Origin of the sequence: Pedobacter panaciterrae (assembly GCF_013204795.1) — a bacterium.
GTDB classification, from domain to species: domain Bacteria; phylum Bacteroidota; class Bacteroidia; order Sphingobacteriales; family Sphingobacteriaceae; genus Pedobacter; species Pedobacter panaciterrae.
This window is the reverse complement of sequence record NZ_JABMKW010000018.1, coordinates 513,416-534,051: the sequence shown is the minus strand read 5'-3', so window position 1 is coordinate 534,051 and position 20,636 is coordinate 513,416. Positions and strand designations below refer to the sequence as shown.

Sequence of the window (20,636 nt, the reverse complement as noted above, 5' to 3'; positions counted from 1 at the left end):
AATGAGGCAGGTAAGAGTTTTATTAATAGATGATGATGAAGATGATTACATCCTTACAAAGGAGGTTTTTGATCAGACTTCGGCGTCATATGAGCTGTCGTGGGTCAACAGTTATGAGAAGGGGATTTATGCCATTTTAAAGAAGCAATTTGATGTTTACCTGGTTGATTACCGATTGGGAAAGGGGACAGGAATAGATTTGCTAAATGAAGCAATTAACTCTGGATGTGAAGAACCAATAATTATACTTACAGGTAAGGGCGACTTGGTTATCGACGAACAAGCTATGAATATTGGTGCTGCTGATTACTTGGTGAAAGATGAGATAGACTCCTCCTCATTGGATAGAAGTATTCGATATTCAATTAAGGAAGCGAGCGCAACAAAGGCGTTGAAGGATAGTGAACGGAAATACAGGGCCATTTTTGAACAGGCAAAAGATCCAATTCTCGTGTCTGACTCCTCAGGAAGAATTTATGATATCAATAGTGCGGGATTAAAGTTTCTTGATTATGAGCGATCAGTAATACTGCAATTAAATACAAGTGCAATTTTTAATAATACAGAAGAAGGAGAAAGATTTAGGGAGCTAATGGAAAGCAATGGCTCTCTAAGTGGTTTTGAGTGCGAATTGATTTCAAGTAAATCAGAGGTGTACTGCTGTAGCTTATCTTCATTTATTCAAACGGATATGGTAAATGTGAAAGAGGTTTATCATACCATTATTCATGATCTGAGCCATAGAAAGAACTTAGAGGAACGATCTGTTAGCCTGGGTAAAATGTCAATTTCAGAACATATTGCAAAAGGACTTGGAGAAGAAATCAGGGATCCTTTAAGCACTATAAACCTTGCATTGGACGAACTGGCGGCTGATCCTGCAATTATTTGTAATGAAACAATTCAATCGTACCTGGAAATTATAAAAAGTAATTGCGACAGAGTGAACCAACTGATGCAAAACTTCATTTCCAGCACTGAAACAAAAACCTTAAATCTTCAGCGGCATAATATATTAACGGTAATAGAGGAAGCTATCTCTGATGTGGAGGATTTAATAGTTGGGCACAATATAAAGTTAACAAGGCAATTTCATCAATCTGAGCAGAAGGTATTACTCGATAAACCTAAAATAAAAAATGCGTTGGTTAGTGTTATTAAAAATGCGGCGGAAGCCATGCAGAGTTACCCCAAAATTATTCACATTACATGCACAGCTGATAAGGGGATGTATGAAATCGCCATAGAGGATAATGGTATGGGGGTAGATCCAAAAAATAAGGAAAAGATTTTTGAACCATTTTTCACAACAAAAAAACGTGCCAGCGGATTGGGGCTTACCCATGCCCAACGTGTATTAACTACTCACAATGGTTCCATTAAACTTAAGCAACTTGCACAAGGGAGTTTATTCCTGATTCGCATTCCGATATATCATGAAGGAACGCTCTGGTTTTAACCTAAAGAATTATGTCAATATTTACATATAAGCAGAGGAATAATATCAATCTTGTAATTATAATAGCCCTGGGCTGTTTAATCGCATTTTCTTTACAAGGTATTTTTGGGTCGATATTAAGCACGCTTGTTTTGTATACATTATTGCGGCCCGCCTTTATCTACTTTGTTGACGAGAAGGGGATGAATAGACGTTTTTCGGCCATTTTATTGCTTTTTGTTTCAGTAATTGTTATCATCCTCCCTTTTTATGCATTAAGCAGTATGATGATCAATAAGATTGCGGAACTGCAGAGTGATCCATCATATTTTAAAAATGTTATTTTTAAACTAAAGCACCTGATCCCAATCGATGGGGATCTTCAAAATCTTGTTGAAGAGGGAGTGAAAAAAGCTGGGGTATGGGCCACGGAATTATTCCCTTCACTTATTACCGGAGCGTTTAATATTATTCTGGGCTTACTTTTAATGTATTTTTTACTCTACTTTATGCTGGTAGAGCGAGAAACATTTGAATCTGCTCTGGTAAAATATGCGCCTTTTAGAGAGCAAAACGCACAACGATTTGCCGAAGAAATGCGAAACACAACCTATGCAAATGTTGTAGGTCAGGGGTTTATTGCTTTGGTACAGGGATCTCTTTTGGGGCTTGCCTTTTATGTTTTAGGTTATACTGATCCGGTATTTTGGGGTGTGATAACGGCCTTTATATCGTTTGTTCCAATACTTGGGCCTCCGGTTATTTTTGTGCCGGCTGCGTTGTTGCAAGTTGCAGAAGGCAACAATTTTGCTGGCTGGGCAATGCTGATATTTGGATTTGTGGTGATCATTAACATCGACAATGTAATCCGTTTTATGATTGCAAAGCGGATTGGAAATATTCATCCCATAACCACTGTAATTGGCGTAGTTATTGGTATACCTTTATTTGGGATATTGGGGTTGGTATTTGGCCCATTATTGATATCTTATTTTGTATTATTGATAAAAATATATGAAACAAGCGCTATGGCATCTGAAAGATTGGAGAGAATTAAAACAATTTCAGAGCATGGCGAGTTATAATAATACGGAGAGCGGAAATAGAATATAAATGTTAAACATAAATTAAAATGTCATGAGTGATAATTCAAAAGTATTAATAGGGCTTTTAGCCGGTTTGGCTGCGGGTGCAGCATTGGGATTACTTTTAGCACCTGAAAAAGGAAGTGATACCAGAGATAAATTAAGTCAATCATTAAAAGATCTTGGAGATTCTATCAGAGATAAAGCCGCAGATGAAATAAACCATCTGGCCAGTTTGAAAGATAAGGTTGTAGGGTCTGTTAAAAGCAAGCTTCGTCAATCTGAAGAGGAATTTGTTGACGATGTAGAACACGCTTAATAAACAAGCTTTAAACCAGCAGCATGGAGGAAAATCACGAAAATAAGGAAAAGGGCATTGAGGACTTATATGAAGATGCAAAGAGTTATTTAGATACCAGGGTCGAGTATACTCGCTTATATCTTGTGGAGAAGATTTCGAAGATATTTGCAGATTTGGTAACCAATGCTGTAGTAGCTATATGCTTTATACTTGCTTTCTTGTTTGGTACCTTTACGTTAGCCTTATTCTTGTCAGACCTGCTTGGAAGCTATGCAAGGGGTTTTGGTTGTGTGGCATTAATCTATGTCTTTTTGGCGCTGATTGTTTATTACACGAAAGAAAAATACATCGAGAAGGCAATAATTAACTTTACTATCAGAAATTACTTTAACAAATTGGCGGATAAGGATGAAGAAGATAAGAAGATATAATATTCGGAACCTGGAAGACCTGCACGCAACGGTAGCTAGCCTAAAGGCTGAATATACAATGCAGGAAGAAGTATTGTTTAATGACACCAAAGTGTACTTCAGGCAGTTTACTTTAGGAGGATTAATTAAAAAATATGCAACTCCGTCAGCTTTTCTTAAGATGGATGATAAACTGAATCTGAGCAGTAGCGTGATGTCTTATATCTTGCCTTTTATTATGAATACTACATTATTCAGAGGATCCGGGTTTCTTACTAAAACCCTTGTTGGACTGGCATCGAATAAAGTAGGAAAAACCTTAGATGCAGAACATTTGTCAGCTATTTTTAATTCCGTTAAATCGTGGTTTACTGGTTCTAAGAAAAAGAAAGAGAAAGAAGGCGCGGATGTTGATTATGGTATTCCACCTGACAGTGAAACGTATTAAAAGAGAAAAGGGAGTTCAAACAACTCCCTTTTCTCTTTTAACAACTAAACCGTTGTCTCTATTTTCAATTCTTTCAATTGCTTTTCATCAATTGTAGAAGGGCTATCAATCATAACATCCCTACCGGAATTGTTTTTAGGGAAAGCAATTACATCACGGATGGTATCAAGACCAGCAAAAATAGAGCATAGTCTATCGAATCCAAATGCAATGCCGCCATGTGGTGGAGCGCCAAACTCAAATGCGTCCATTAAGAATCCAAATTGCTTTTGTGCTTCTTCAGCTGAAAAACCTAAATGCTTAAACATTAATGCCTGTAAAGCCCTGTCATGGATACGAATTGAACCACCGCCAATTTCAGTTCCATTTACCACCATATCATAGGCATTTGCTCTTACTTCTCCTGGTTTAGAGTCTAAAAGATCAATGTCTTCCGGCTTAGGAGAGGTGAATGGATGGTGCATTGCGTGGTATCTCTCGGTCTCTTCATCCCATTCCAATAGAGGGAAGTCGAGTACCCATAAAGCGCTAAATTTATTTTTATCGCGTAAACCCAAACGATTCCCCATCTCTAAACGTAGCTCGCTCAATTGTTTGCGCACTTTGTCTTGAATGCCAGCCATAACTAATACTAAATCACCCGGCTGAGTATTAAACGCTGCTGACCATTTCTTTAGCTCGTCTTCATTGTAAAACTTGTCTACAGATGATTTTAATGAGCCATCTTCATTGTGTCTTAAATAAATGAGCCCTGTCGCACCAATTTGGGGGCGTTTGATGAAGTCTGTAAGCTCATCAACCTGTTTGCGGGTATAGCCGGCACAACCTTTTGCGTTAATACCAACAACCAGTTCTGCATTGTCAAAAACAGGGAAATCTTTGCCTTTAACCAGGTCGGTAATCTCAACGAATTGCATGTCAAAGCGGGTATCGGGCTTATCAGAACCATAAAAACGCATTGCATCTGCATATTGCATTCTTGGTACTTCCGGTAAATCAAAATCTTTAACTTCTTTAAATAAAGTGCGGATCAAACCTTCAAAAGTATTTAGTATATCTTCCTGCTCAATGAATGACATCTCACAGTCTATCTGGGTAAATTCAGGTTGCCTGTCAGCACGTAAATCCTCGTCTCTAAAACACTTCACAATTTGGAAGTATCTATCAAAGCCAGATACCATTAACAATTGTTTAAAGGTTTGCGGAGATTGCGGAAGTGCATAGAACTCACCTGCATTCATACGGCTTGGAACAACGAAATCCCTTGCGCCTTCAGGCGTAGATTTAATAAGTACCGGTGTTTCAACTTCTATAAAGTCTAATCCATCTAAATAACGGCGAACTGCCTGCGCCATTTTATGGCGTAATATCATGTTGTTACGAACCGGATTTCTACGCAAATCAAGGTAGCGGTATTTCATTCGTAAGTCATCACCGCCGTCAGTTTCATCATCTATTAAAAAGGGAGGTAGTTTAGCTGCATTTAATATTTCAAGGGCAGTGATTTTTATCTCAACCTCTCCTGTTGGCATTTTAAGGTTTTTGTTAGAGCGTTCTACCACCAATCCGCTGGCTTTAATTACAAACTCTCTTCCTAAACCACGGGCAGCTTCACATAATTCACGATTATCATCCATATTGAAAACCAATTGGGTAATCCCGTATCTGTCACGGATATCTATGAAGGTCATGCCTCCTAAATCTCTTGATTTCTGTACCCAACCGCAAAGGATTACATTTTCTCCTAAGTTCTTAATGGTTAAAGCGCCGCAAGTAATTGTTCTTAACATTATTAAAATTATTAAGCGGCAAAAATATTCATTTTGAACCACATATTTTAAATGCTGGCGATTTTACTTGCTATATTTAATTGATTATCTGTTTGAATTAAGAAAAAAAGTCATGACTATGCTTAGAAGAGGTGAGGATGGTAGCCTGTAAAATCAAGAAAATGAAAATTTTTTAATACTACATGCAACGTTTTAAAAAAGTAGTTGTCATATTAAACGAATCAGAAAAACATTGGAAACAGTATACATAGATAAACACGTAGAGTTAGTTTCCGATTGCCGACAAGGCAATCGGAAAGCACAATTTGAAATTTACAAATTGTATGCTAAAGCTATGTACAATGTAGCTCTGAGGATAGTTAATCATGAAGCCGAGGCAGAAGACGTTTTGCAGGAGGGGTTTTTAGATGCCTTTACAAGAATAGAAACCTTTAGAGGCGAAACTACTTTTGGATTATGGTTAAAGCAGATCATCATTAATAAATCAATTAATCAGCTGAGGAAACGAAAAGCAGAATTTATAAACATTGATGAAGTAGATATTGCGGATACCGAGGCAGAGGATGAAGAAGATTTAGAATTTAAGGTAAATGAAATCAGAGAGGCCGTGGCCAGGCTTCCAGATGGATATAGGGTGGTGTTAACGCTGTACTTATTTGAAGGATATGACCATGAAGAAATATCACATATCCTAAAAATATCAGAAAATACATCACGTACACAGTATATGAGAGCCAAAATGAAGTTGAACGGCTTATTAGAAAAGAGAGGAGCATAAGATGAGCAAAAAGTTAGAAGAGTATATCAGAGAACATAAAAAATCTTTTGATGTTGGAACACCATCAGATCAGTTGTGGGGTAAAATTGAAACAGCATTAGACAAAGAAAAAGTAAAAAAGCCTTTGAGGGTGCCGTTGTGGTTCGCTATAGCTGCATCCCTGATCGTGGTGATGACAGTTACTTTTATATATACTTATCGTAACAGGGAAACAGGTGTAGAAATAGCCGATGTAAATCAGGGATATGCGCAGAAAGAGATGAAATTTGCCAGCCTTATTGAGCAGAAAAAAGATAGCCTGATGGTTTATGCACAGGAAAATCCAAAACTATACAGTGAGTTTAGTGCCGATTTACAAAAACTGGGCGCCGACTACGAGAACTTAAAGAAACAGTTGGAGAGCAGCCCAAATCAGAAGCTAGTTGTGAGAGCGATGGTAAAGAATCTTGAGCTTCAGCTACAGGTAATAAATCAGCAGTTATCTATTATTAACGAGGTCAGTCAATATAAAAGGGAAAATAAAATATGAAAAATTTAGGGGGAATTCTTGCAGCCCTGCTGCTTGTATCAAGCTTTGCCAATGCACAATCTGTAAATATTGAAAGTAACGGAAATACAGAACTGGCCCTTAATGTTTCGCAGAAAACAAACATCAATATTGAGGCGCCTGTAAGCTTTGTGCAAAGCACAACTGAAGCGGATGATGATCCGATGAGATCAAAAACATTCAGCAAAACATTTCCTGCAGATAATTCTGATAAAATTATACTGAGTAACCAATACGGATCAATACTGGTTAAAGTATGGGACAGAAAAGAAGTAAAAGTAGATGTTGATATTAAAGCTTACAGCAGCAATGATGCAGAAGCCCAGAAATTGTTGGATAACACTACCATAGAAGCCGGAAAATCTGGAGACCAGATTGTTTTTAAAACCACAATGGAGCAAAAAAATGGCAATTGGGGCAATGGAAGTCGAAATGGTCGAAGGTGGCGCAGAGAAGTGAAGATTAATTATGTTGTTTACATGCCCGCATCAAATGCATTAACCATGTCGCAAAATTATGGTGATGTAACTATGGGTGACCTAAACGGGCCACTCTATGTAAAAGTACAATATGGCAATTTCAAAGCGCAGAACTTAAATAGCACCAATAACTACATCTCTGTTCAGTATGGCAACAATAATGTTCAATCTGTAAACAAAGCCATTGTGAAACACCAATATGGATCGGGATTAACTATAGGCGCAGCCAATACGCTTGACATCGATGCCCAATATGCCGCAGTTAATGTAACCAACATTAAAGGAAATGCAATTATTAAGCAACAATATGGTTCAGGCCTTACCCTAGGATCTGTAGAAAACCTTGACCTTGATGTTCAATATGCGAATGTTAATATAAATACCATTAAGGGAAATGCCAAAATCAGACAGCAATATAACAATATCAGCATTTCATCAGTAGGCAATCTGGATCTGAATGCCCAATATACAAGCGCCAGCATTGGAACTTTAAGAGGCGATGGAAAGTTCGATATGCAATACAACAAACTAAGTATTGATGAGGTAACCAATGGTTGCAAATTGCTAACTGTTGACGGTGGATACCTAGGTATCTCTATTAATTTTAACAATTCATTTAATGCCGATTTTGATGTGCATACCAGCTATGCTTCATTTAATTATGGCGACAGGGTTTCTGCAAGAATTACTGATGGAGGAGATAGAGGGTCGACAACTAAAAACTATACCGGTAAAATAGGTAATGGAGGTGGTGCCAGAGTAAAGGTCAATTCTGATTACGGGTCAGTATCATTTAAATAAAATTATAAACCAAACACTACAAAAGCTTGTTGATAATTCAGCAAGCTTTTTTTATATCTTAGCTTCAAAATATAATTTAAAAACTATGGAATTTTTGAGCAGCCCGGAAGCTTGGATATCACTACTGACCCTGACCGTTTTAGAGATCGTTTTGGGGATAGATAACATTATCTTTATTTCTATCCTGTCGGGCAAATTGCCAGCTGATCAGCAAAAAAAAGGCAGACAATTGGGCTTGGCTCTTGCAATGATTACCCGTGTTCTTTTATTATTGTCACTTACCTGGGTGATGACATTAACATCCGAATTGTTTAATCTAGGCAATTTAATAGGTGTTTCTAACGCAGAATGGTTAGCAAAACTTTCGATATCGGGGCGTGATCTAATCCTTATTGTAGGGGGGCTCTTTTTAATTTATAAGAGTACTCATGAAATACATGATAAACTGGAAAGTGAAGAAGAAAAAGAAATAAAGGGGAAGGTTCACTCCTTTGCCGGTGTAATCATTCAAATTTTGCTTTTAGATATTGTATTTTCTTTAGACTCGGTAATTACTGCCGTAGGCATGGCAGAACACGTTGAAATAATGATTGCTGCAGTTGTTATTGCTGTGATTATAATGATGTTCTCGGCTAGTGCAATCAGTAATTTCGTAAACGATCATCCTACTGTAAAAATGCTTGCTTTGTCATTCCTGTTGTTAATTGGTGTTTCGCTATTGGCAGAAGGTTTAGATCAGCATATTCCTAAGGGATATATTTATTTCGCTATGGCTTTTTCAGTTTTAGTAGAGATGCTGAATTTGAAAATGAAGAAAAATGCGAAAAAACCTATTGAGTTGAGAAATACCCCTCGTGAAGAGGAAACTAAAAACTAATACCATTAATGATTTCTTTTTTTGAAGCCTCCCTTGCTGAGCTTTCCATACATAGAATTGGAAATAAATCGCAAGACGAATTTTACGTGTTGTCTGAGCAGTCTGTAGCAATACAAGACAATATGTTGAGCAACCTATTACAGCAGTATTTTCTTGGTCCGTACGAAAAGGTAAACGAGATTTATCGTTTCTTTCATCCCAACTCAGATCTGAACTTAAATGAAGTATATCATTTTGCGTCAGAAATATTTGAAAAAGGCGAAACCTTTCACGAAAACAGTAAAGAACTTGCTAAATACCTGTACGATGTATCAGGGCATCCGAAAATAAAATCGGGAGAGCTTTATCTTGCCTATTTCGAAAATGTGCAGATAGAAGGTGAGCTTCATGATGCTATTGGTATCTTTAAATCAGAAACTAAAGAGACTTATTTAAAAGTATATCCAGAAAATAGCGGATTTGGTTTAAGCTACGAACAGGATGCTATTAACATCAATAAGCTTGATAAAGGCTGTCTTATTTTTAATACCGATAAAGAAGAAGGCTTCAGAGTAGCGGTGATAGATCAAACAAACCGTAGTGCAGAGGCTGTTTACTGGAAAGATGAGTTTCTGAAATTGAAAACGAGAAATGATAATTTCAACCAGACAAACAATGTATTGGGTGTATACAAAAACTTTGTTACGGAGAAACTGGATCAGGAATTTGATATCTCTAAGGCCGATAAAATAGATTTATTAAACAAGTCTATGAAATACTTTAAAGAGAAAGAAAGCTTTGATATTGATGAGTTCTCGAATGAAGTTATTGGCAATTCTGAAGGGATTGAGGCCTTTAAAAACTATAAGAAAAATTACGAAGAAGAATTTGATGCACCTATTCCAGATAGTTTTGATATCTCAGGCGCTGCGGTAAAGAAACAGGCGCGTGTTTTTAAAAGTGTGCTTAAACTGGATAAGAACTTTCATATTTATATCCATGGAGATAAAGAGCTGATAGAAAAAGGTTTCGACGATGATAAATCTATGAATTACTATAAGGTTTATTTCAGAGAGGAAGAGTAACCGGCTTTGGCATTATAGTTAAAATGTTTGTCGGTAATTAATAAATAATTGTAGTTTAGTGGTAAGCCAAATATCCTAAACTATAATATGAACGTTGAACCACAAAAGAATAGCATTTTCAAAGTAATTGGGGCGTCGTCCCTGGGGACACTAATCGAATGGTATGATTTCTACATTTTCGGCAGTCTGGCCACCATTATCGGATCACAGCTTTTTCCTGCAGATGCAGGAGCTTCAGCATTAATAAATACCCTTGCAATATTTGCTGCTGGGTTTATTGTGCGGCCGTTTGGTGCTTTGGTGTTCGGCCGTTTGGGCGATCTTATTGGTCGAAAATATACTTTTCTTTTGACTCTGGTACTCATGGGTGGATCAACCTTTCTTATTGGGCTTATCCCGTCCTATTCCAGTATTGGTTATGCTGCGCCAATTTTGGTGTTGATTTTACGATTGATACAAGGCCTTGCCCTTGGTGGTGAATATGGCGGAGCCGCTACTTATGTGGCTGAACATGCCCCTGCAAATAAACGTGGTTTCTTTACCAGCTGGATTCAAACTACGGCAACCGGAGGATTGTTCCTTTCATTAGGGATAATTGTGTTAACTAAAAACCTGCTAGGTGCCGAAGATTTTGCTGCCTGGGGTTGGAGAGTTCCATTCCTATTATCCATTTTACTGGTAGGCGTTTCCATTTACATCAGAATGAAAATGCATGAGTCGCCAATGTTTACTAAATTAAAAACAGAGGGCAATATATCTAAAAATCCATTGAAAGAAAGCTTTAGCCACAAAGCAAACTTTAAAATGGTGCTACTGGCTCTTTTTGGTGCAACCATGGGGCAAGGGGTTATTTGGTACACCGGTCAGTTTTATGCCCAATCATTTATTGAAAACACTTGTAAGGTCGATTTTAACGACTCCAGATACATTCTTTTGTGGGGTATAGCCTTTGCAACGCCTTTCTTTGTAATATTCGGTTCATGGAGCGATAAGGTGGGTCGAAAGTGGATTATGCTGACAGGGATGTTGCTGGGGATTATCTTTTACCGGCCAATATATCAGATATTCCTTGATGATACAGATGTAACCAAGATCGAGCAGAAAGATATTAAAGAAATTTCCAATCCTGTGGTAACAAAAACCTTGATTGAGAATACTTCAGATAGTTTAATTACCACCACATCTCAGGTTACTTTATTAAGTGGAGCGTCGTTTACAAAAATACAGGCGCATGCTAAATACGCTGATTTAAGTAAGCCTGAAAGTATTTCGCCTGATGCTTTTAAGGATAAAAAGCTTTCTACTCCTGTTTTCTGGAAATTTGTGTTCCTTATTTTCTTTCAGATTTTGCTGGTAACAATGGTATATGGTCCTATCGCTGCATTTTTAGTAGAGTTGTTCCCAACCAAAATAAGATATACATCCATGTCGCTGCCATACCACGTGGGTAATGGCGTATTTGGGGGGTTGGTGCCGTTTATTGCAACGCTTATAGCTAGTTTCTCGGGTTCTACGCCATTATCTGGCTTGTGGTATCCAATTGGAATAGCCGCATTAAGTTTTATTATAGGGGCGATTTATTTATCGAATAAAAAGCCGGACCATGGCGAGGCTGATCATTAATCAATTAAAAGAGAAATTACCATGAACGGATTAAAAAAAGCATTAGGAATATTCTGGATCTTACTAGGTCCGGCATCTATCATATTTATGTTTATACAGGCTATTGAAAAAGTAGGCCTTGCCCCAGAAGGAGTGGCAAAAACAAACACAGCTTTACAGTGGGGTATTATCCTGTTTATTTTTATCCCCATCAGTGCAGGGCTTGTTGTTTTCGGCTACTATGCCCTAAAAGGGGAGTACGATAAACTTCCGGAAGATTAGTCTACAATACCCTTAAGAGCAAGCCTTTTAAATACTCACCTTCTGGAAAAGAAATGCGCACAGGATGATCTTCGGGCTGACTAAACTGCTTAATGATTTGCACTTCCTTACCTGCATCTAATGCTGCCCAGGCGATAATCTGTTTAAAAGTTTCAAGATCTACTGCACCAGAGCACGAGAAAGTAGCAAGGATACCACCGCTTTCAAGCAGAAGCATGCCAAGTCTGTTTAAGTCTTTATAGGCACGTGCAGCTCTGTCTAATGCAGAACGTGATGGTGCATATTTTGGTGGATCAAGTACTAAAACATCAAATTTCTTACCCTCTTCTTTAAATACACGCAGTTGCTTGTTTACGTCGGATTGGATGCTGGTTTGTTTATCCTGCGAAAGTCCGTTAAGCGTAAGATTGTGCTGCAGTGTTTCTATGGCAAGAGCAGAGCTGTCTACACTGGTTACATGAGATGCACCTTGTTTTAAGCTGTTTAATGAAAAACCACCGCTATAACAGAAACAATCCAATACCGTTTTGTCCTTAGTATATTCCGCAAGAATTAATCTGTTGTCTCGCTGATCGCAATAGAAGCCTGACTTTTGCCCATCCGCAATATTGATGTGGTAAACAACTCCATTTTCCTTCACTTCAATAAACTCGGGAGGTGTCTCTCCCCATAACAACCCTTGTGTAACCTCCAGGTTTTCGTGTTTACGTGCTCCGGCATCGCTTTTATCAAATATTCCGATGGGGTTTAACTCTTCCCTTAAAATATCGATGATATCATCTTTTACTGTTTCTATACCTGCACTTAAAATCTGCAAGGAAAGGAAATCAGCATATTTGTCTACAATTAAGCCCGGTAAAAAATCAGCCTCACTAAATACAAGCCTGCAGGTATTGGTATTCTCACTTAATACGTGTTTGCGGGACGCAATTGCGCTTTTAAGCTTTTGCTGATACCAGGCTTTGTTTACTTCGGTATTTTGGTCCCATTCTAGCAGGCGCAATGCCACTCTGGATTGGTCGTTGTAATAGGCATAAGCCAGAAACTCTTTCTCTGCCGACCATACTGATACAATCTCGCCATTTAAAGGCTTACCTTTAACTTTATCAAGTGCACCGGAAAAAATCCAGGGGTGGCGAAGTACGGCAGCTTTTTCTTTGCCTTTTTTGAGTATTACATCGATCATGGCACAAAGATAAAAAAAAGGGGGGCTAGCAGCTACTTTTCTTTGCTTAATGCCATTTTTATAGCTAACGAAGCCAAAACACTTGCCATAAACCATTTCTGGATTTTTACCCAGCCCGGGCTTTTTGAAAAGAACAGCGCGACTTTTGAGGCAGTTAGTACGATGATAAAGTTAATCGTAAAGCTGATGCTTACTTGGGTAATGCCGAGTTGCAGGCTTTGTATGAATACAGAACCATATTCCTGTTTTATAAAGTAAGGAAAAAAAGATAAATAGAATACAGCAACTTTAGGATTCAATACAGTGGTTAATACCCCGATTTTGAACAATTTGGCTGGTTTGTCATTAGCCAGGTCTTGTCTGACTTCAAAAAGACTTTTTCCGTTTGGCTTAATTGCCTGATAGGCCAGGTACAACAGATATAGTACCCCCAGTGTTTTAATGGTAGTGTATACAAAAGGGACGGCAAAGAGTACAGCTGTTAGACCTGCAGAAACCATAACAATGTGAAAGAGAAAACCAGATATGATTCCTGCCAGTGAAATTAACCCCGATCGTTGTCCCTGGGTAATGGAACGGGATATTAAATAGATCATATTTGGACCGGGGCTGATCACAAGGATCAACGCGGCCAGGGCAAAATAGGAAATCTCTTTAAACGGTATCATTGGGGTTGGAATTGTTATGTTAAGGGGCCTTGCTTTACAAATATATGCAGAAGAGCAGAGATATGATAGGCAGTATTGCCGAGAAGTTGTAATTTTATCGCATGGAAGAAATAACCTGGAATGATTTTGAAAAAGTAGAACTTCGGGCAGGAACTATTCTTGAAGTCTTTGATTTTCCGGAGGCGAGGAAGCCAGCTTATAAAGTAAAGGTAGATTTTGGCGCGCTTGGAATCAGAATGAGTAGTGCCCAGATTACAGCACATTATACTAAAGAAGAGTTGGTTGGTAAACAAATAGTAGGAGTGGTTAATTTTCCTAAAAAACAGATAGGGAAATTTATGTCAGAGTTCTTGGTAACAGGCTTTGCTGACGAAAATGGAGATATTGTATTAACAGCCCTAAATGGTAAAGTGCCTAATGGCAGTAAATTGTGCTAAATGAGTTATTATAATTTTTCAGAAGAAGAGAACCCTGCCGCAGAAGACGAGCATTACATGCTTTTAGCGCTTCAGGAAGCTCAAAAAGCATTTGACGCAGAAGAAATCCCAATTGGAGCAATAGTGGTATGTAAGGGCAGGATAGTGGGGCGCGGGCATAATTTAACCGAACAGTTAAATGACGTAACTGCACATGCAGAAATGCAGGCATTTACAGCAGCTTCGCAAACTCTTGGTGGCAAATATTTAAAAGATTGCACCCTGTATGTAACCGTTGAGCCTTGTGTAATGTGCGCAGGCGCAAGCTATTGGGCACAAATAGGTCGCATCGTTTACGGTGCCCCGGAACCAAAAAGAGGTTTTACGACCAAAGGAGCATCTTTATTGCATCCAAAAACAATTCTGCAAGGAAATGTTTTGGCCATGCAATGCGGAAATCTGATGAAACGGTTTTTTATAAATAAAAGGGGTTAATATTGACAAATAATTGAACAAAACTTAACCTCCGAATGTTATATTTGCTCAGTTGAATTGTTTTCTGGTGTTTAATCCTAAACTTTTGAAACACAATTGAACCAGGATTGTCCGAAAATATTTTTTAAACTTAAATCATAAATAATATGGCTTTTGAATTACCTGCGTTACCATACGCAACAGATGCATTAGAACCGCATATCGATAAACAAACTATGGAAATTCACCATGGTAAACATCACCAGGCTTACGTTACCAACTTAAATAAAGCTTTAGAAGGCAAGCCGGAAGCTAGCCAAAGCATCGAAGAAATCGTTAAAAACATTTCTAAATTTCCTGCTGCTGTTAGAAACAATGGCGGCGGTCATTATAACCACTCTTTATTCTGGGAAGTTATTGGTCCAAATAAAGGCGGCGAGCCTAAAGGTGAATTAGCTGAAGCAATCAATGCAGCTTTTGGATCTTTCGCTGATTTCAAAACTAAATTTGCTGAAGCAGGTGCAACCCGTTTTGGTTCAGGATGGGCTTGGTTAAGCGTTGGTGCTGATAAAAAATTAGTAGTTTCTTCTACTCCTAATCAAGATAATCCATTAATGGATATCGCTGAAGTAAAAGGTTCACCAATTTTAGGTATGGATGTTTGGGAACACGCTTACTACTTAAAATATCAAAACAGACGTCCTGATTATATTGCAGCTTTCTGGAATGTAGTTAATTGGGATGCTGTTGCAGAACGTTTCAAAAAAGCATAATTTACATAAACTTCCGTCAGACGGAAACTATATAAAAGGCCCCGATGCGAATCATAGGGGCCTTTTTTGATTTGCGTTATCTGAACAAATGAACAATCTATTAAAATATATTCATTCGCTAACGGCGTTTTCTGATAAAAGCTGGGAATTGCTTCAACCTGCGTTAAACAAAAAAGAGTTGAAGAAAAATGAGTTCCTATTAAAAGAGGGACAGGTCTGTAATTCACTATTTTATATAGATGATGGTTATTGTAAAAGCTATTATGAAATTGATGGAGTTGTAAAAAACACAGGGTTTTTCTTTGAAAATGATATTGCAACAAACGTCAACAGTTTTGGCAATGGGCTGAAATCTGAATTTAATATCATCGCCTGTGAGCCATTAACAGTAGTCGTTTTTGATAAGAATAAATTGTTTCAGGCTGCAAAACAGGCGATTGAAATAGAGACTTTAGGGCGTAATTGCATCCGCTTGTTTGCCTCTAAACAGGAAGAATTTGCAAACCTATTTAAGATCTATTCGGCTCAGGAACGCCTGGAATATATAGAAACCAAACATCCTGAAATCCTGCAAAGGGTCTCACTATCTCAATTGGCTTCATTTCTTGGTGTTTCAAGGGAAACCTTAAGCAGAATACGCAAAAGAAGAACTCTTTCGTGATTTTGTGACGATTGTCACAGGTCATTAGCCTTTTCATTTATCAACTTTGTAGTAATAGGCTTTTATAAAAGAAACATCATGGAATTACTTAAGAAAATTGATAAAAACACCAATGTTTTGACTTGGTTTGAAATCCCAGTAGTAGATACTGAAAGAGCAAAGACTTTTTATGAAACCATTTTAGACATTGAAATGGTTAAAAGAGCAGATGGGCACGACGAAGCCGTTTTCTTTCCGTTTGATCCTAATGTTGTTCAGGCAACATCAGGGAGAGTTACAGGAGTATTGTCAAAAACAGAGAGAAACAGCCCATCTGGTAACGGGACGATAGTTTACATTAATGCGAGTCCAAGCATTCAAACTGTTCTTGACAAAGTGGAACAGGCAGGAGGAAAAATTATTGCTCCCAAAACACTAATTCCCGCGGGATATATAGCAATTATTATTGACTCAGAAGGAAACAAAGTCGGACTTCATGCAGAAAAGTAAAGGGTGTAAGTTAGTGAAGTAGGGATGTAAGTTATATCCCTACAATATCCTTTTTCTTTTTCTGGCGCATTGTTTTTGGTATAACTGCCAAAATCTCTTCTCTCAACGCATTAAGCATTCTTTTTTTTATGAAATTTTTATGGGTAACAAGGCTGATCTCACGGACAGGTTCAGGAGATTTAAAATACCTTACCTTGCTTAGCTGCTTGTTGCTTAACTCTTCTAGTGCAAGCTCTGGCAGCAGAGTGGCGCCATTATTCATATCTACCATGCGGATAAGCGTTTCGACACTTCCTGTATTATAGGTAAGCCCTTGCAGACGATTTTGCTTGGTTGATCTGCAGATGTTTAATACCTGCGACCGCATACAATGTCCCTCGTTTAACAACCAGATATTTTCATCCTCCAGGTCATCGGCATCTATGGTTTTCTTTTTATAAAGTTTACTGTTTTTGCTGATGTAAGTAACAAAGTTTTCGTAATACAATGGAGCTTCTTCTACTGCGCCGTCTCCAAGTGGAGTGGCCAATATTCCGCAATCCAGTATTCCTGTTTTTAAATGATGAATGATATCTTCTGTAGTATATTCCCAAATCAGAAGTTTTAGATCGGGATATTTTTCCATCATTGCAGCGATTACTCTTGGTAACAGATAAGGGGCTACTGTGGGTATAATACCTACTTTAAGTTCACCAACAACATCTTGCTGCTGGCTACTAATAATCTCTTTAATTTTGTGGCTTTCCTGAAGAACGAGGCGAGCCTGTTCAATAATCTGCGCACCTATTTCTGTCGGAATTATGGGTTGTTTACTTCGATCAAAGATTTTTACATTTAGCATTTCTTCAAGCTTTTGTACCTGCATACTGAGGGTGGGCTGGGTAACAAAACACTTTTCGGCAGCGCCTACAAAACTTCTGTAAGTATCTACCGCTACAATGTATTCTAGTTGAACTAAGGTCATATAGCTAAAGTTTATTCTCTTTAGCAAAGATATCAATTTTAACTATGCTTAGCTAAAAAATCCTGATAAGCCAGTTTAATTCCTTCTTCAAGTTCTATCTCATGCTTCCATCCGAGTGAATGTAATTTAGAAACATCCATTAATTTGCGTGGGGTTCCGTCTGGTTTGCTACTATCAAAGGTTAGTTCTCCTTTAAATCCAACAATGCGTTTAATTAATAATGCAAGGTCTTTTATCGTCAGGTCTTTTCCTGTTCCAACATTTACAAAACCAGGCTCATTGTATTCTTGCATTAAGAAATAACAGGCATTGGCCAGATCATCAGCAAATAAAAATTCTCGCATTGGAGCTCCGGATCCCCAGATGATAACTTCTGGTGTGCCATTAACTTTGGCTTCGTGAAATTTCCGAATTAAAGCAGGGAGGACATGTGAGTTTTGTGGGTGATAGTTATCGTTATACCCGTACAAATTGGTGGGCATTACCGAAATAAAATCACAGCCATATTGTGACCGGTAAGCGTCGGCCATTTTTATACCTGCAATTTTAGCAATAGCATAAGGTTCGTTGGTTTCTTCTAGTAACCCTGTAAGCAGGTAGTCTTCTTTTAATGGCTGTGGTGCAAGCTTAGGGTAAATGCAACTTGAACCTAAAAACATCAGCTTCTTTACAGCTGTTTTATATGATTGGTGGATAACGTTATTTTGGATACAAAGGTTTTCGTAAAGGAAATCTGCGCGGTAAGTATTGTTGGCAATAATACCGCCTACTTTGGCAGCTGCCAGGAATACGTACTCAGGTTTTTCTGATTCAAAAAAATCGGTTACAGCCTGCTGATTGCGCAAGTCTAATTCTGCTGAAGTTCTGATGATTAAATTTGTGAAACCTTCTTTGATCAGCTTACGATAAATTGCGGAGCCAACCATACCACGGTGACCAGCTATATATATTTTTGCGTTCTTTTCCAATTTGCTTTTAATGATTATTACAAAAGTACAAAATCCTGTTGGCATCGATAGAGGTTAGAATTGGAAATGCAGAAAGCCTTGCTAATGCGAGGTCCTGAAATAAATTCAGGATGACGGAATATATGAAATAACTATTTGTTTAAGTTTGCATAAAAATAATTTTAGTAGTGGGTAAAGATAAGTTAAGAAAATTTGCGGAAATAGATACCTTTCCTAATGTTTATCAGCTTGATGCAGGTAAAGAATTAAAAGGTAAATGGGCGTCTCAGCATTTTAAAAATAGCAATCCTGTTGTTTTAGAACTCGCGTGCGGTAAGGGCGAATACTCTGTTGGATTGGCAAAGATGTTTCCTGAGAAAAATTTTATTGGTGTTGACCTTAAGGGAAACAGGATTTGGCGTGGCGCACGTACTGGCATGGACGAGGGAATATCAAATCTAGCTTTTTTGAGGATTCAGATTGAAGATATTGTGGAGTTCTTTGGCGAACATGAAGTAGACGAAATATGGATAACTTTCCCTGATCCGCAACCACAGGATAGTCGTGAGAAAAAACGCTTAACGTTTCCAGGGTTTTTAGATAAGTACAGAACTTTTTTAAAACCGGGAGGTAAAATAAACTTGAAAACTGACAACGACGGTTTGTATCTTTATACTGTGGAGAAAGTTCAGGAGCTAGGGTTAGTTTGCCATAAAAATACGGATCAATTGTATAAATCAGAGTATGCAGATGCAGTTTTAGCTATTAAAACGCATTACGAAAGGATTTATCTGAAACATGATAAGAATATAAATTACATCCAGTTCTCTTTTGATTAGTTTAGAACTGAATATAAATTGATTAGATGGAACAATCATTTTATGACCAGGTTTTTGAGTTAGTGAGGTTAATACCTAAAGGAAGGGTAACCTCTTATGGAGCCATAGCTAAAAGTCTAGGCGCAGGCGGTTCGGCCCGAATGGTGGGATACGCAATGAGTAATGCACATTTGGCCCATCCGGAAATACCTGCTCACAGGGTGGTTAACAGCAGTGGGTTGCTCACTGGTAAATTCCATTTCTCTGAGCCCGATCTGATGCAGGAAATGCTGGAGAAAGAAGGAGTAGTAGTTAAAAATGATAAAATCCAGAATTTTAGACAGCATTTCTGGGATCCTCTGGTTGAATTGTAGCCTTAAAATAAAAACTTTGATGAACGGGCACGTGGAATTAATTTTAATATAATGGGACAATTAGTAGAAGAGTTTAATGACTATCGTTCTAAAATGAATGACAGGATTATGGAAACCGCAAATACAAACATAAAGCGGTTTTTTGCTTTAGATACAACCACATATGCGGAAGGAGCATTAAATGTAAAAACTAAAGAGATGCTTGGTCTTGTGGCGTCAATGGTTTTGCGTTGTGATGATTGCATAAAATATCACCTGGAAAAATGTTACGATGAAGGAGTAACCAATGAGGAGATCAACGAAGTATTTATGATCGCTAATTTAGTTGGGGGCTCTATTGTAATTCCTCATTACAGAAGGGCAGTTGAATATTGGGATGAACTTAGTCTTTAAATAATGGCAGAAATAGTTAGATGTGGTTGGTGTGGAACTGATCCTTTGTATGTGAAATATCATGATGAAGAATGGGGAAAGCCTGTTTACGACGATAAAACATTATTCGAATTTCTAATTCTTGAAGGTGCCCAGGCCGGATTAAGCTGGATCACTATTCTAAGAAGAAGAGATGGGTATCGACAAGCCTTTGCGGACTTTGATGTAGAAAAAGTTGCCGCATTTGTCGAGGCGGATGTGGAAAGGTTAATGAATGATGCCGGTATTATTAGAAACAGATTGAAAATTAATGCAGCAATAAACAACGCAAAGCTTTTCATAGGCATACAAAAGGAATTTGGTTCATTCGCCGACTATATGTGGGGCTTTTTGCCAAATAAGAAACCCATTCTGAATAGGGTTAAGTCTTTAGGAGATGTGCCTCCAAGAACAGAGATATCAGATTTAATTAGCAAGGACATGAAGAAGAGAGGGTTTAAATTTTTTGGAACCACAATCTGTTATGCCCATATGCAGGCTACGGGTATGGTAAATGACCATGTTGAAGGCTGTATAAGCCGATAATTTAGAG

At 38.0% G+C, this 20,636-nt stretch carries 26 protein-coding genes; 21 read left to right on the top strand and 5 right to left on the bottom strand.

Annotated features, from left to right (window positions below; all coding sequences use genetic code 11):
• Position 1 precedes the first annotated feature (1 nt).
• The 5 genes from HQN86_RS18020 to HQN86_RS18000 are packed head-to-tail and all read left to right on the top strand — an operon-like array spanning position 2 to position 3,682.
• Entirely contained in the window at positions 2-1,459 is a 1,458-nt protein-coding gene (locus tag HQN86_RS18020; RefSeq protein WP_172662285.1) for a hybrid sensor histidine kinase/response regulator, read from the top strand.
• Positions 1,460-1,470: 11 nt separating this feature from the next.
• A complete protein-coding gene (locus tag HQN86_RS18015; protein ID WP_172662284.1) occupies positions 1,471-2,523 on the top strand; it encodes an AI-2E family transporter in 1,053 nt (350 codons plus the stop codon).
• A 52-nt stretch (positions 2,524-2,575) separates the two neighbouring features.
• Positions 2,576-2,842, top strand: a complete 267-nt coding sequence (locus tag HQN86_RS18010; RefSeq protein ID WP_048908192.1) for a YtxH domain-containing protein — start codon at positions 2,576-2,578, stop codon at positions 2,840-2,842.
• 23 nt (positions 2,843-2,865) lie between these two features.
• On the top strand, positions 2,866-3,255 hold the full coding sequence (locus tag HQN86_RS18005; RefSeq protein WP_172662283.1) for a phage holin family protein: 390 nt from the start codon (positions 2,866-2,868) through the stop codon (positions 3,253-3,255).
• Entirely contained in the window at positions 3,233-3,682 is a 450-nt protein-coding gene (locus HQN86_RS18000; protein WP_172662282.1) for a hypothetical protein, read from the top strand. The genes HQN86_RS18005 and HQN86_RS18000 overlap by 23 nt, the downstream gene beginning before the upstream one ends.
• Positions 3,683-3,726: 44 nt before the next feature.
• Here HQN86_RS18000 and aspS read toward each other — a convergent pair whose 3' ends face one another.
• Positions 3,727-5,472 carry an aspartate--tRNA ligase gene (aspS, locus tag HQN86_RS17995; RefSeq protein ID WP_172662281.1) on the bottom strand — a complete coding sequence of 582 codons (1,746 nt, stop codon included), beginning with the start codon at positions 5,470-5,472 and terminating at the stop codon, positions 3,727-3,729.
• A 232-nt stretch (positions 5,473-5,704) separates the two neighbouring features.
• Here aspS and HQN86_RS17990 point away from each other — a divergent pair, with 232 nt between their 5' ends.
• From HQN86_RS17990 to HQN86_RS17960, 7 genes are all read left to right on the top strand, one after another.
• Positions 5,705-6,250 (top strand): RNA polymerase sigma factor, encoded by a 546-nt coding sequence (locus HQN86_RS17990; RefSeq protein WP_172662280.1) that lies wholly within the window; start codon positions 5,705-5,707, stop codon positions 6,248-6,250.
• Between the two features lies 1 nt (position 6,251).
• Complete coding sequence (locus HQN86_RS17985) at positions 6,252-6,779, top strand: hypothetical protein (protein WP_172662279.1); 528 nt, start codon at positions 6,252-6,254, stop codon at positions 6,777-6,779.
• On the top strand, positions 6,776-8,077 hold the full coding sequence (locus tag HQN86_RS26900) for a hypothetical protein (RefSeq protein ID WP_246269684.1): 1,302 nt from the start codon (positions 6,776-6,778) through the stop codon (positions 8,075-8,077). The genes HQN86_RS17985 and HQN86_RS26900 overlap by 4 nt, the downstream gene beginning before the upstream one ends.
• Before the next feature lie 85 nt (positions 8,078-8,162).
• Positions 8,163-8,954 (top strand): TerC family protein, encoded by a 792-nt coding sequence (locus HQN86_RS17975; RefSeq protein ID WP_048908198.1) that lies wholly within the window; start codon positions 8,163-8,165, stop codon positions 8,952-8,954.
• 8 nt (positions 8,955-8,962) lie between these two features.
• Positions 8,963-10,018, top strand: coding sequence for a nucleoid-associated protein (locus tag HQN86_RS17970; protein ID WP_172662278.1), 1,056 nt, complete (start codon positions 8,963-8,965; stop codon positions 10,016-10,018).
• An 87-nt stretch (positions 10,019-10,105) separates the two neighbouring features.
• Positions 10,106-11,641: an MFS transporter gene (locus HQN86_RS17965; protein WP_172662277.1), complete on the top strand. Its 1,536-nt coding sequence runs from the start codon at positions 10,106-10,108 to the stop codon at positions 11,639-11,641.
• Between the two features lie 21 nt (positions 11,642-11,662).
• Positions 11,663-11,902, top strand: a complete 240-nt coding sequence (locus HQN86_RS17960; protein WP_048908201.1) for a DUF6814 family protein — start codon at positions 11,663-11,665, stop codon at positions 11,900-11,902.
• 1 nt (position 11,903) lies between these two features.
• Here HQN86_RS17960 and HQN86_RS17955 read toward each other — a convergent pair whose 3' ends face one another.
• The gene (locus HQN86_RS17955) at positions 11,904-13,088 is read right to left on the bottom strand and encodes a class I SAM-dependent rRNA methyltransferase (RefSeq protein WP_172662276.1); all 1,185 of its coding nucleotides are present in this window, start codon (positions 13,086-13,088) and stop codon (positions 11,904-11,906) included.
• Positions 13,089-13,120: 32 nt separating this feature from the next.
• The gene (locus tag HQN86_RS17950) at positions 13,121-13,756 is read right to left on the bottom strand and encodes a LysE family translocator (RefSeq protein WP_172662275.1); all 636 of its coding nucleotides are present in this window, start codon (positions 13,754-13,756) and stop codon (positions 13,121-13,123) included.
• A gap of 101 nt (positions 13,757-13,857) precedes the next feature.
• Between HQN86_RS17950 and HQN86_RS17945 the strand changes: the two genes are divergently transcribed.
• The 5 genes from HQN86_RS17945 to HQN86_RS17925 all read left to right on the top strand — a co-directional run bounded on the left by HQN86_RS17945 (position 13,858) and on the right by HQN86_RS17925 (position 16,569).
• Positions 13,858-14,193, top strand: a complete 336-nt coding sequence (locus HQN86_RS17945; RefSeq protein ID WP_172662274.1) for a tRNA-binding protein — start codon at positions 13,858-13,860, stop codon at positions 14,191-14,193.
• Positions 14,194-14,667: a nucleoside deaminase gene (locus HQN86_RS17940; protein WP_172662273.1), complete on the top strand. Its 474-nt coding sequence runs from the start codon at positions 14,194-14,196 to the stop codon at positions 14,665-14,667. It abuts the gene before it with no gap.
• Positions 14,668-14,813: 146 nt separating this feature from the next.
• Entirely contained in the window at positions 14,814-15,419 is a 606-nt protein-coding gene (locus HQN86_RS17935) for a superoxide dismutase (RefSeq protein WP_172662272.1), read from the top strand.
• 88 nt (positions 15,420-15,507) lie between these two features.
• Positions 15,508-16,080, top strand: a complete 573-nt coding sequence (locus HQN86_RS17930; RefSeq protein ID WP_172662271.1) for a Crp/Fnr family transcriptional regulator — start codon at positions 15,508-15,510, stop codon at positions 16,078-16,080.
• 78 nt (positions 16,081-16,158) lie between these two features.
• Positions 16,159-16,569, top strand: coding sequence for a VOC family protein (locus HQN86_RS17925; protein WP_172662270.1), 411 nt, complete (start codon positions 16,159-16,161; stop codon positions 16,567-16,569).
• Between the two features lie 31 nt (positions 16,570-16,600).
• On the opposite strand, the gene HQN86_RS17920 is transcribed toward HQN86_RS17925, so the two are convergent.
• Complete coding sequence (locus HQN86_RS17920; RefSeq protein ID WP_172662269.1) at positions 16,601-17,533, bottom strand: hydrogen peroxide-inducible genes activator; 933 nt, start codon at positions 17,531-17,533, stop codon at positions 16,601-16,603.
• Positions 17,534-17,571: 38 nt separating this feature from the next.
• Complete coding sequence (gene fcl, locus HQN86_RS17915) at positions 17,572-18,501, bottom strand: GDP-L-fucose synthase (protein WP_317171722.1); 930 nt, start codon at positions 18,499-18,501, stop codon at positions 17,572-17,574.
• Positions 18,502-18,668: 167 nt separating this feature from the next.
• On the opposite strand from fcl, the gene trmB reads away from it, so the two are divergent.
• From trmB to HQN86_RS17895, 4 genes are read left to right on the top strand one after another with little or no spacing between them, the layout of a single operon-like run.
• The gene (gene trmB, locus HQN86_RS17910; RefSeq protein WP_172662267.1) at positions 18,669-19,319 is read left to right on the top strand and encodes a tRNA (guanosine(46)-N7)-methyltransferase TrmB; all 651 of its coding nucleotides are present in this window, start codon (positions 18,669-18,671) and stop codon (positions 19,317-19,319) included.
• Between the two features lie 26 nt (positions 19,320-19,345).
• Positions 19,346-19,672, top strand: coding sequence for an MGMT family protein (locus HQN86_RS17905; protein WP_172662266.1), 327 nt, complete (start codon positions 19,346-19,348; stop codon positions 19,670-19,672).
• Between the two features lie 51 nt (positions 19,673-19,723).
• Complete coding sequence (locus tag HQN86_RS17900) at positions 19,724-20,065, top strand: carboxymuconolactone decarboxylase family protein (protein WP_172662265.1); 342 nt, start codon at positions 19,724-19,726, stop codon at positions 20,063-20,065.
• Positions 20,066-20,068: 3 nt separating this feature from the next.
• Positions 20,069-20,629 (top strand): DNA-3-methyladenine glycosylase I, encoded by a 561-nt coding sequence (locus HQN86_RS17895; protein WP_172662264.1) that lies wholly within the window; start codon positions 20,069-20,071, stop codon positions 20,627-20,629.
• Positions 20,630-20,636 lie beyond the last annotated feature (7 nt).

Excerpts from the sequence above, each read along its gene's own strand:
- HQN86_RS18010 (WP_048908192.1), top strand. The coding sequence starts at position 2,576 with ATGAGTGATAATTCAAAAGTATTAATAGGGCTTTTAGCCGGTTTGGCT.
- HQN86_RS17950 (WP_172662275.1), bottom strand. The coding sequence starts at position 13,756 with ATGATACCGTTTAAAGAGATTTCCTATTTTGCCCTGGCCGCGTTGATC.
- HQN86_RS18000 (WP_172662282.1), top strand. The coding sequence starts at position 3,233 with ATGAAGAAGATAAGAAGATATAATATTCGGAACCTGGAAGACCTGCAC.
- HQN86_RS18020 (WP_172662285.1), top strand. The coding sequence starts at position 2 with ATGAGGCAGGTAAGAGTTTTATTAATAGATGATGATGAAGATGATTAC.
- HQN86_RS18005 (WP_172662283.1), top strand. The coding sequence starts at position 2,866 with ATGGAGGAAAATCACGAAAATAAGGAAAAGGGCATTGAGGACTTATAT.
- HQN86_RS17900 (WP_172662265.1), top strand. The coding sequence starts at position 19,724 with ATGGGACAATTAGTAGAAGAGTTTAATGACTATCGTTCTAAAATGAAT.
- HQN86_RS17960 (WP_048908201.1), top strand. The coding sequence starts at position 11,663 with ATGAACGGATTAAAAAAAGCATTAGGAATATTCTGGATCTTACTAGGT.
- HQN86_RS17895 (WP_172662264.1), top strand. The coding sequence starts at position 20,069 with ATGGCAGAAATAGTTAGATGTGGTTGGTGTGGAACTGATCCTTTGTAT.
- HQN86_RS17945 (WP_172662274.1), top strand. The coding sequence starts at position 13,858 with ATGGAAGAAATAACCTGGAATGATTTTGAAAAAGTAGAACTTCGGGCA.
- HQN86_RS26900 (WP_246269684.1), top strand. The coding sequence starts at position 6,776 with ATGAAAAATTTAGGGGGAATTCTTGCAGCCCTGCTGCTTGTATCAAGC.
- HQN86_RS17930 (WP_172662271.1), top strand. The coding sequence starts at position 15,508 with ATGAACAATCTATTAAAATATATTCATTCGCTAACGGCGTTTTCTGAT.
- HQN86_RS17975 (WP_048908198.1), top strand. The coding sequence starts at position 8,163 with ATGGAATTTTTGAGCAGCCCGGAAGCTTGGATATCACTACTGACCCTG.
- HQN86_RS17935 (WP_172662272.1), top strand. The coding sequence starts at position 14,814 with ATGGCTTTTGAATTACCTGCGTTACCATACGCAACAGATGCATTAGAA.
- HQN86_RS17965 (WP_172662277.1), top strand. The coding sequence starts at position 10,106 with ATGAACGTTGAACCACAAAAGAATAGCATTTTCAAAGTAATTGGGGCG.
- HQN86_RS17940 (WP_172662273.1), top strand. The coding sequence starts at position 14,194 with ATGAGTTATTATAATTTTTCAGAAGAAGAGAACCCTGCCGCAGAAGAC.
- HQN86_RS17925 (WP_172662270.1), top strand. The coding sequence starts at position 16,159 with ATGGAATTACTTAAGAAAATTGATAAAAACACCAATGTTTTGACTTGG.
- HQN86_RS18015 (WP_172662284.1), top strand. The coding sequence starts at position 1,471 with ATGTCAATATTTACATATAAGCAGAGGAATAATATCAATCTTGTAATT.
- HQN86_RS17970 (WP_172662278.1), top strand. The coding sequence starts at position 8,963 with ATGATTTCTTTTTTTGAAGCCTCCCTTGCTGAGCTTTCCATACATAGA.
- HQN86_RS17955 (WP_172662276.1), bottom strand. The coding sequence starts at position 13,088 with ATGATCGATGTAATACTCAAAAAAGGCAAAGAAAAAGCTGCCGTACTT.
- aspS (WP_172662281.1), bottom strand. The coding sequence starts at position 5,472 with ATGTTAAGAACAATTACTTGCGGCGCTTTAACCATTAAGAACTTAGGA.
- HQN86_RS17905 (WP_172662266.1), top strand. The coding sequence starts at position 19,346 with ATGGAACAATCATTTTATGACCAGGTTTTTGAGTTAGTGAGGTTAATA.
- HQN86_RS17985 (WP_172662279.1), top strand. The coding sequence starts at position 6,252 with ATGAGCAAAAAGTTAGAAGAGTATATCAGAGAACATAAAAAATCTTTT.
- HQN86_RS17920 (WP_172662269.1), bottom strand. The coding sequence starts at position 17,533 with ATGACCTTAGTTCAACTAGAATACATTGTAGCGGTAGATACTTACAGA.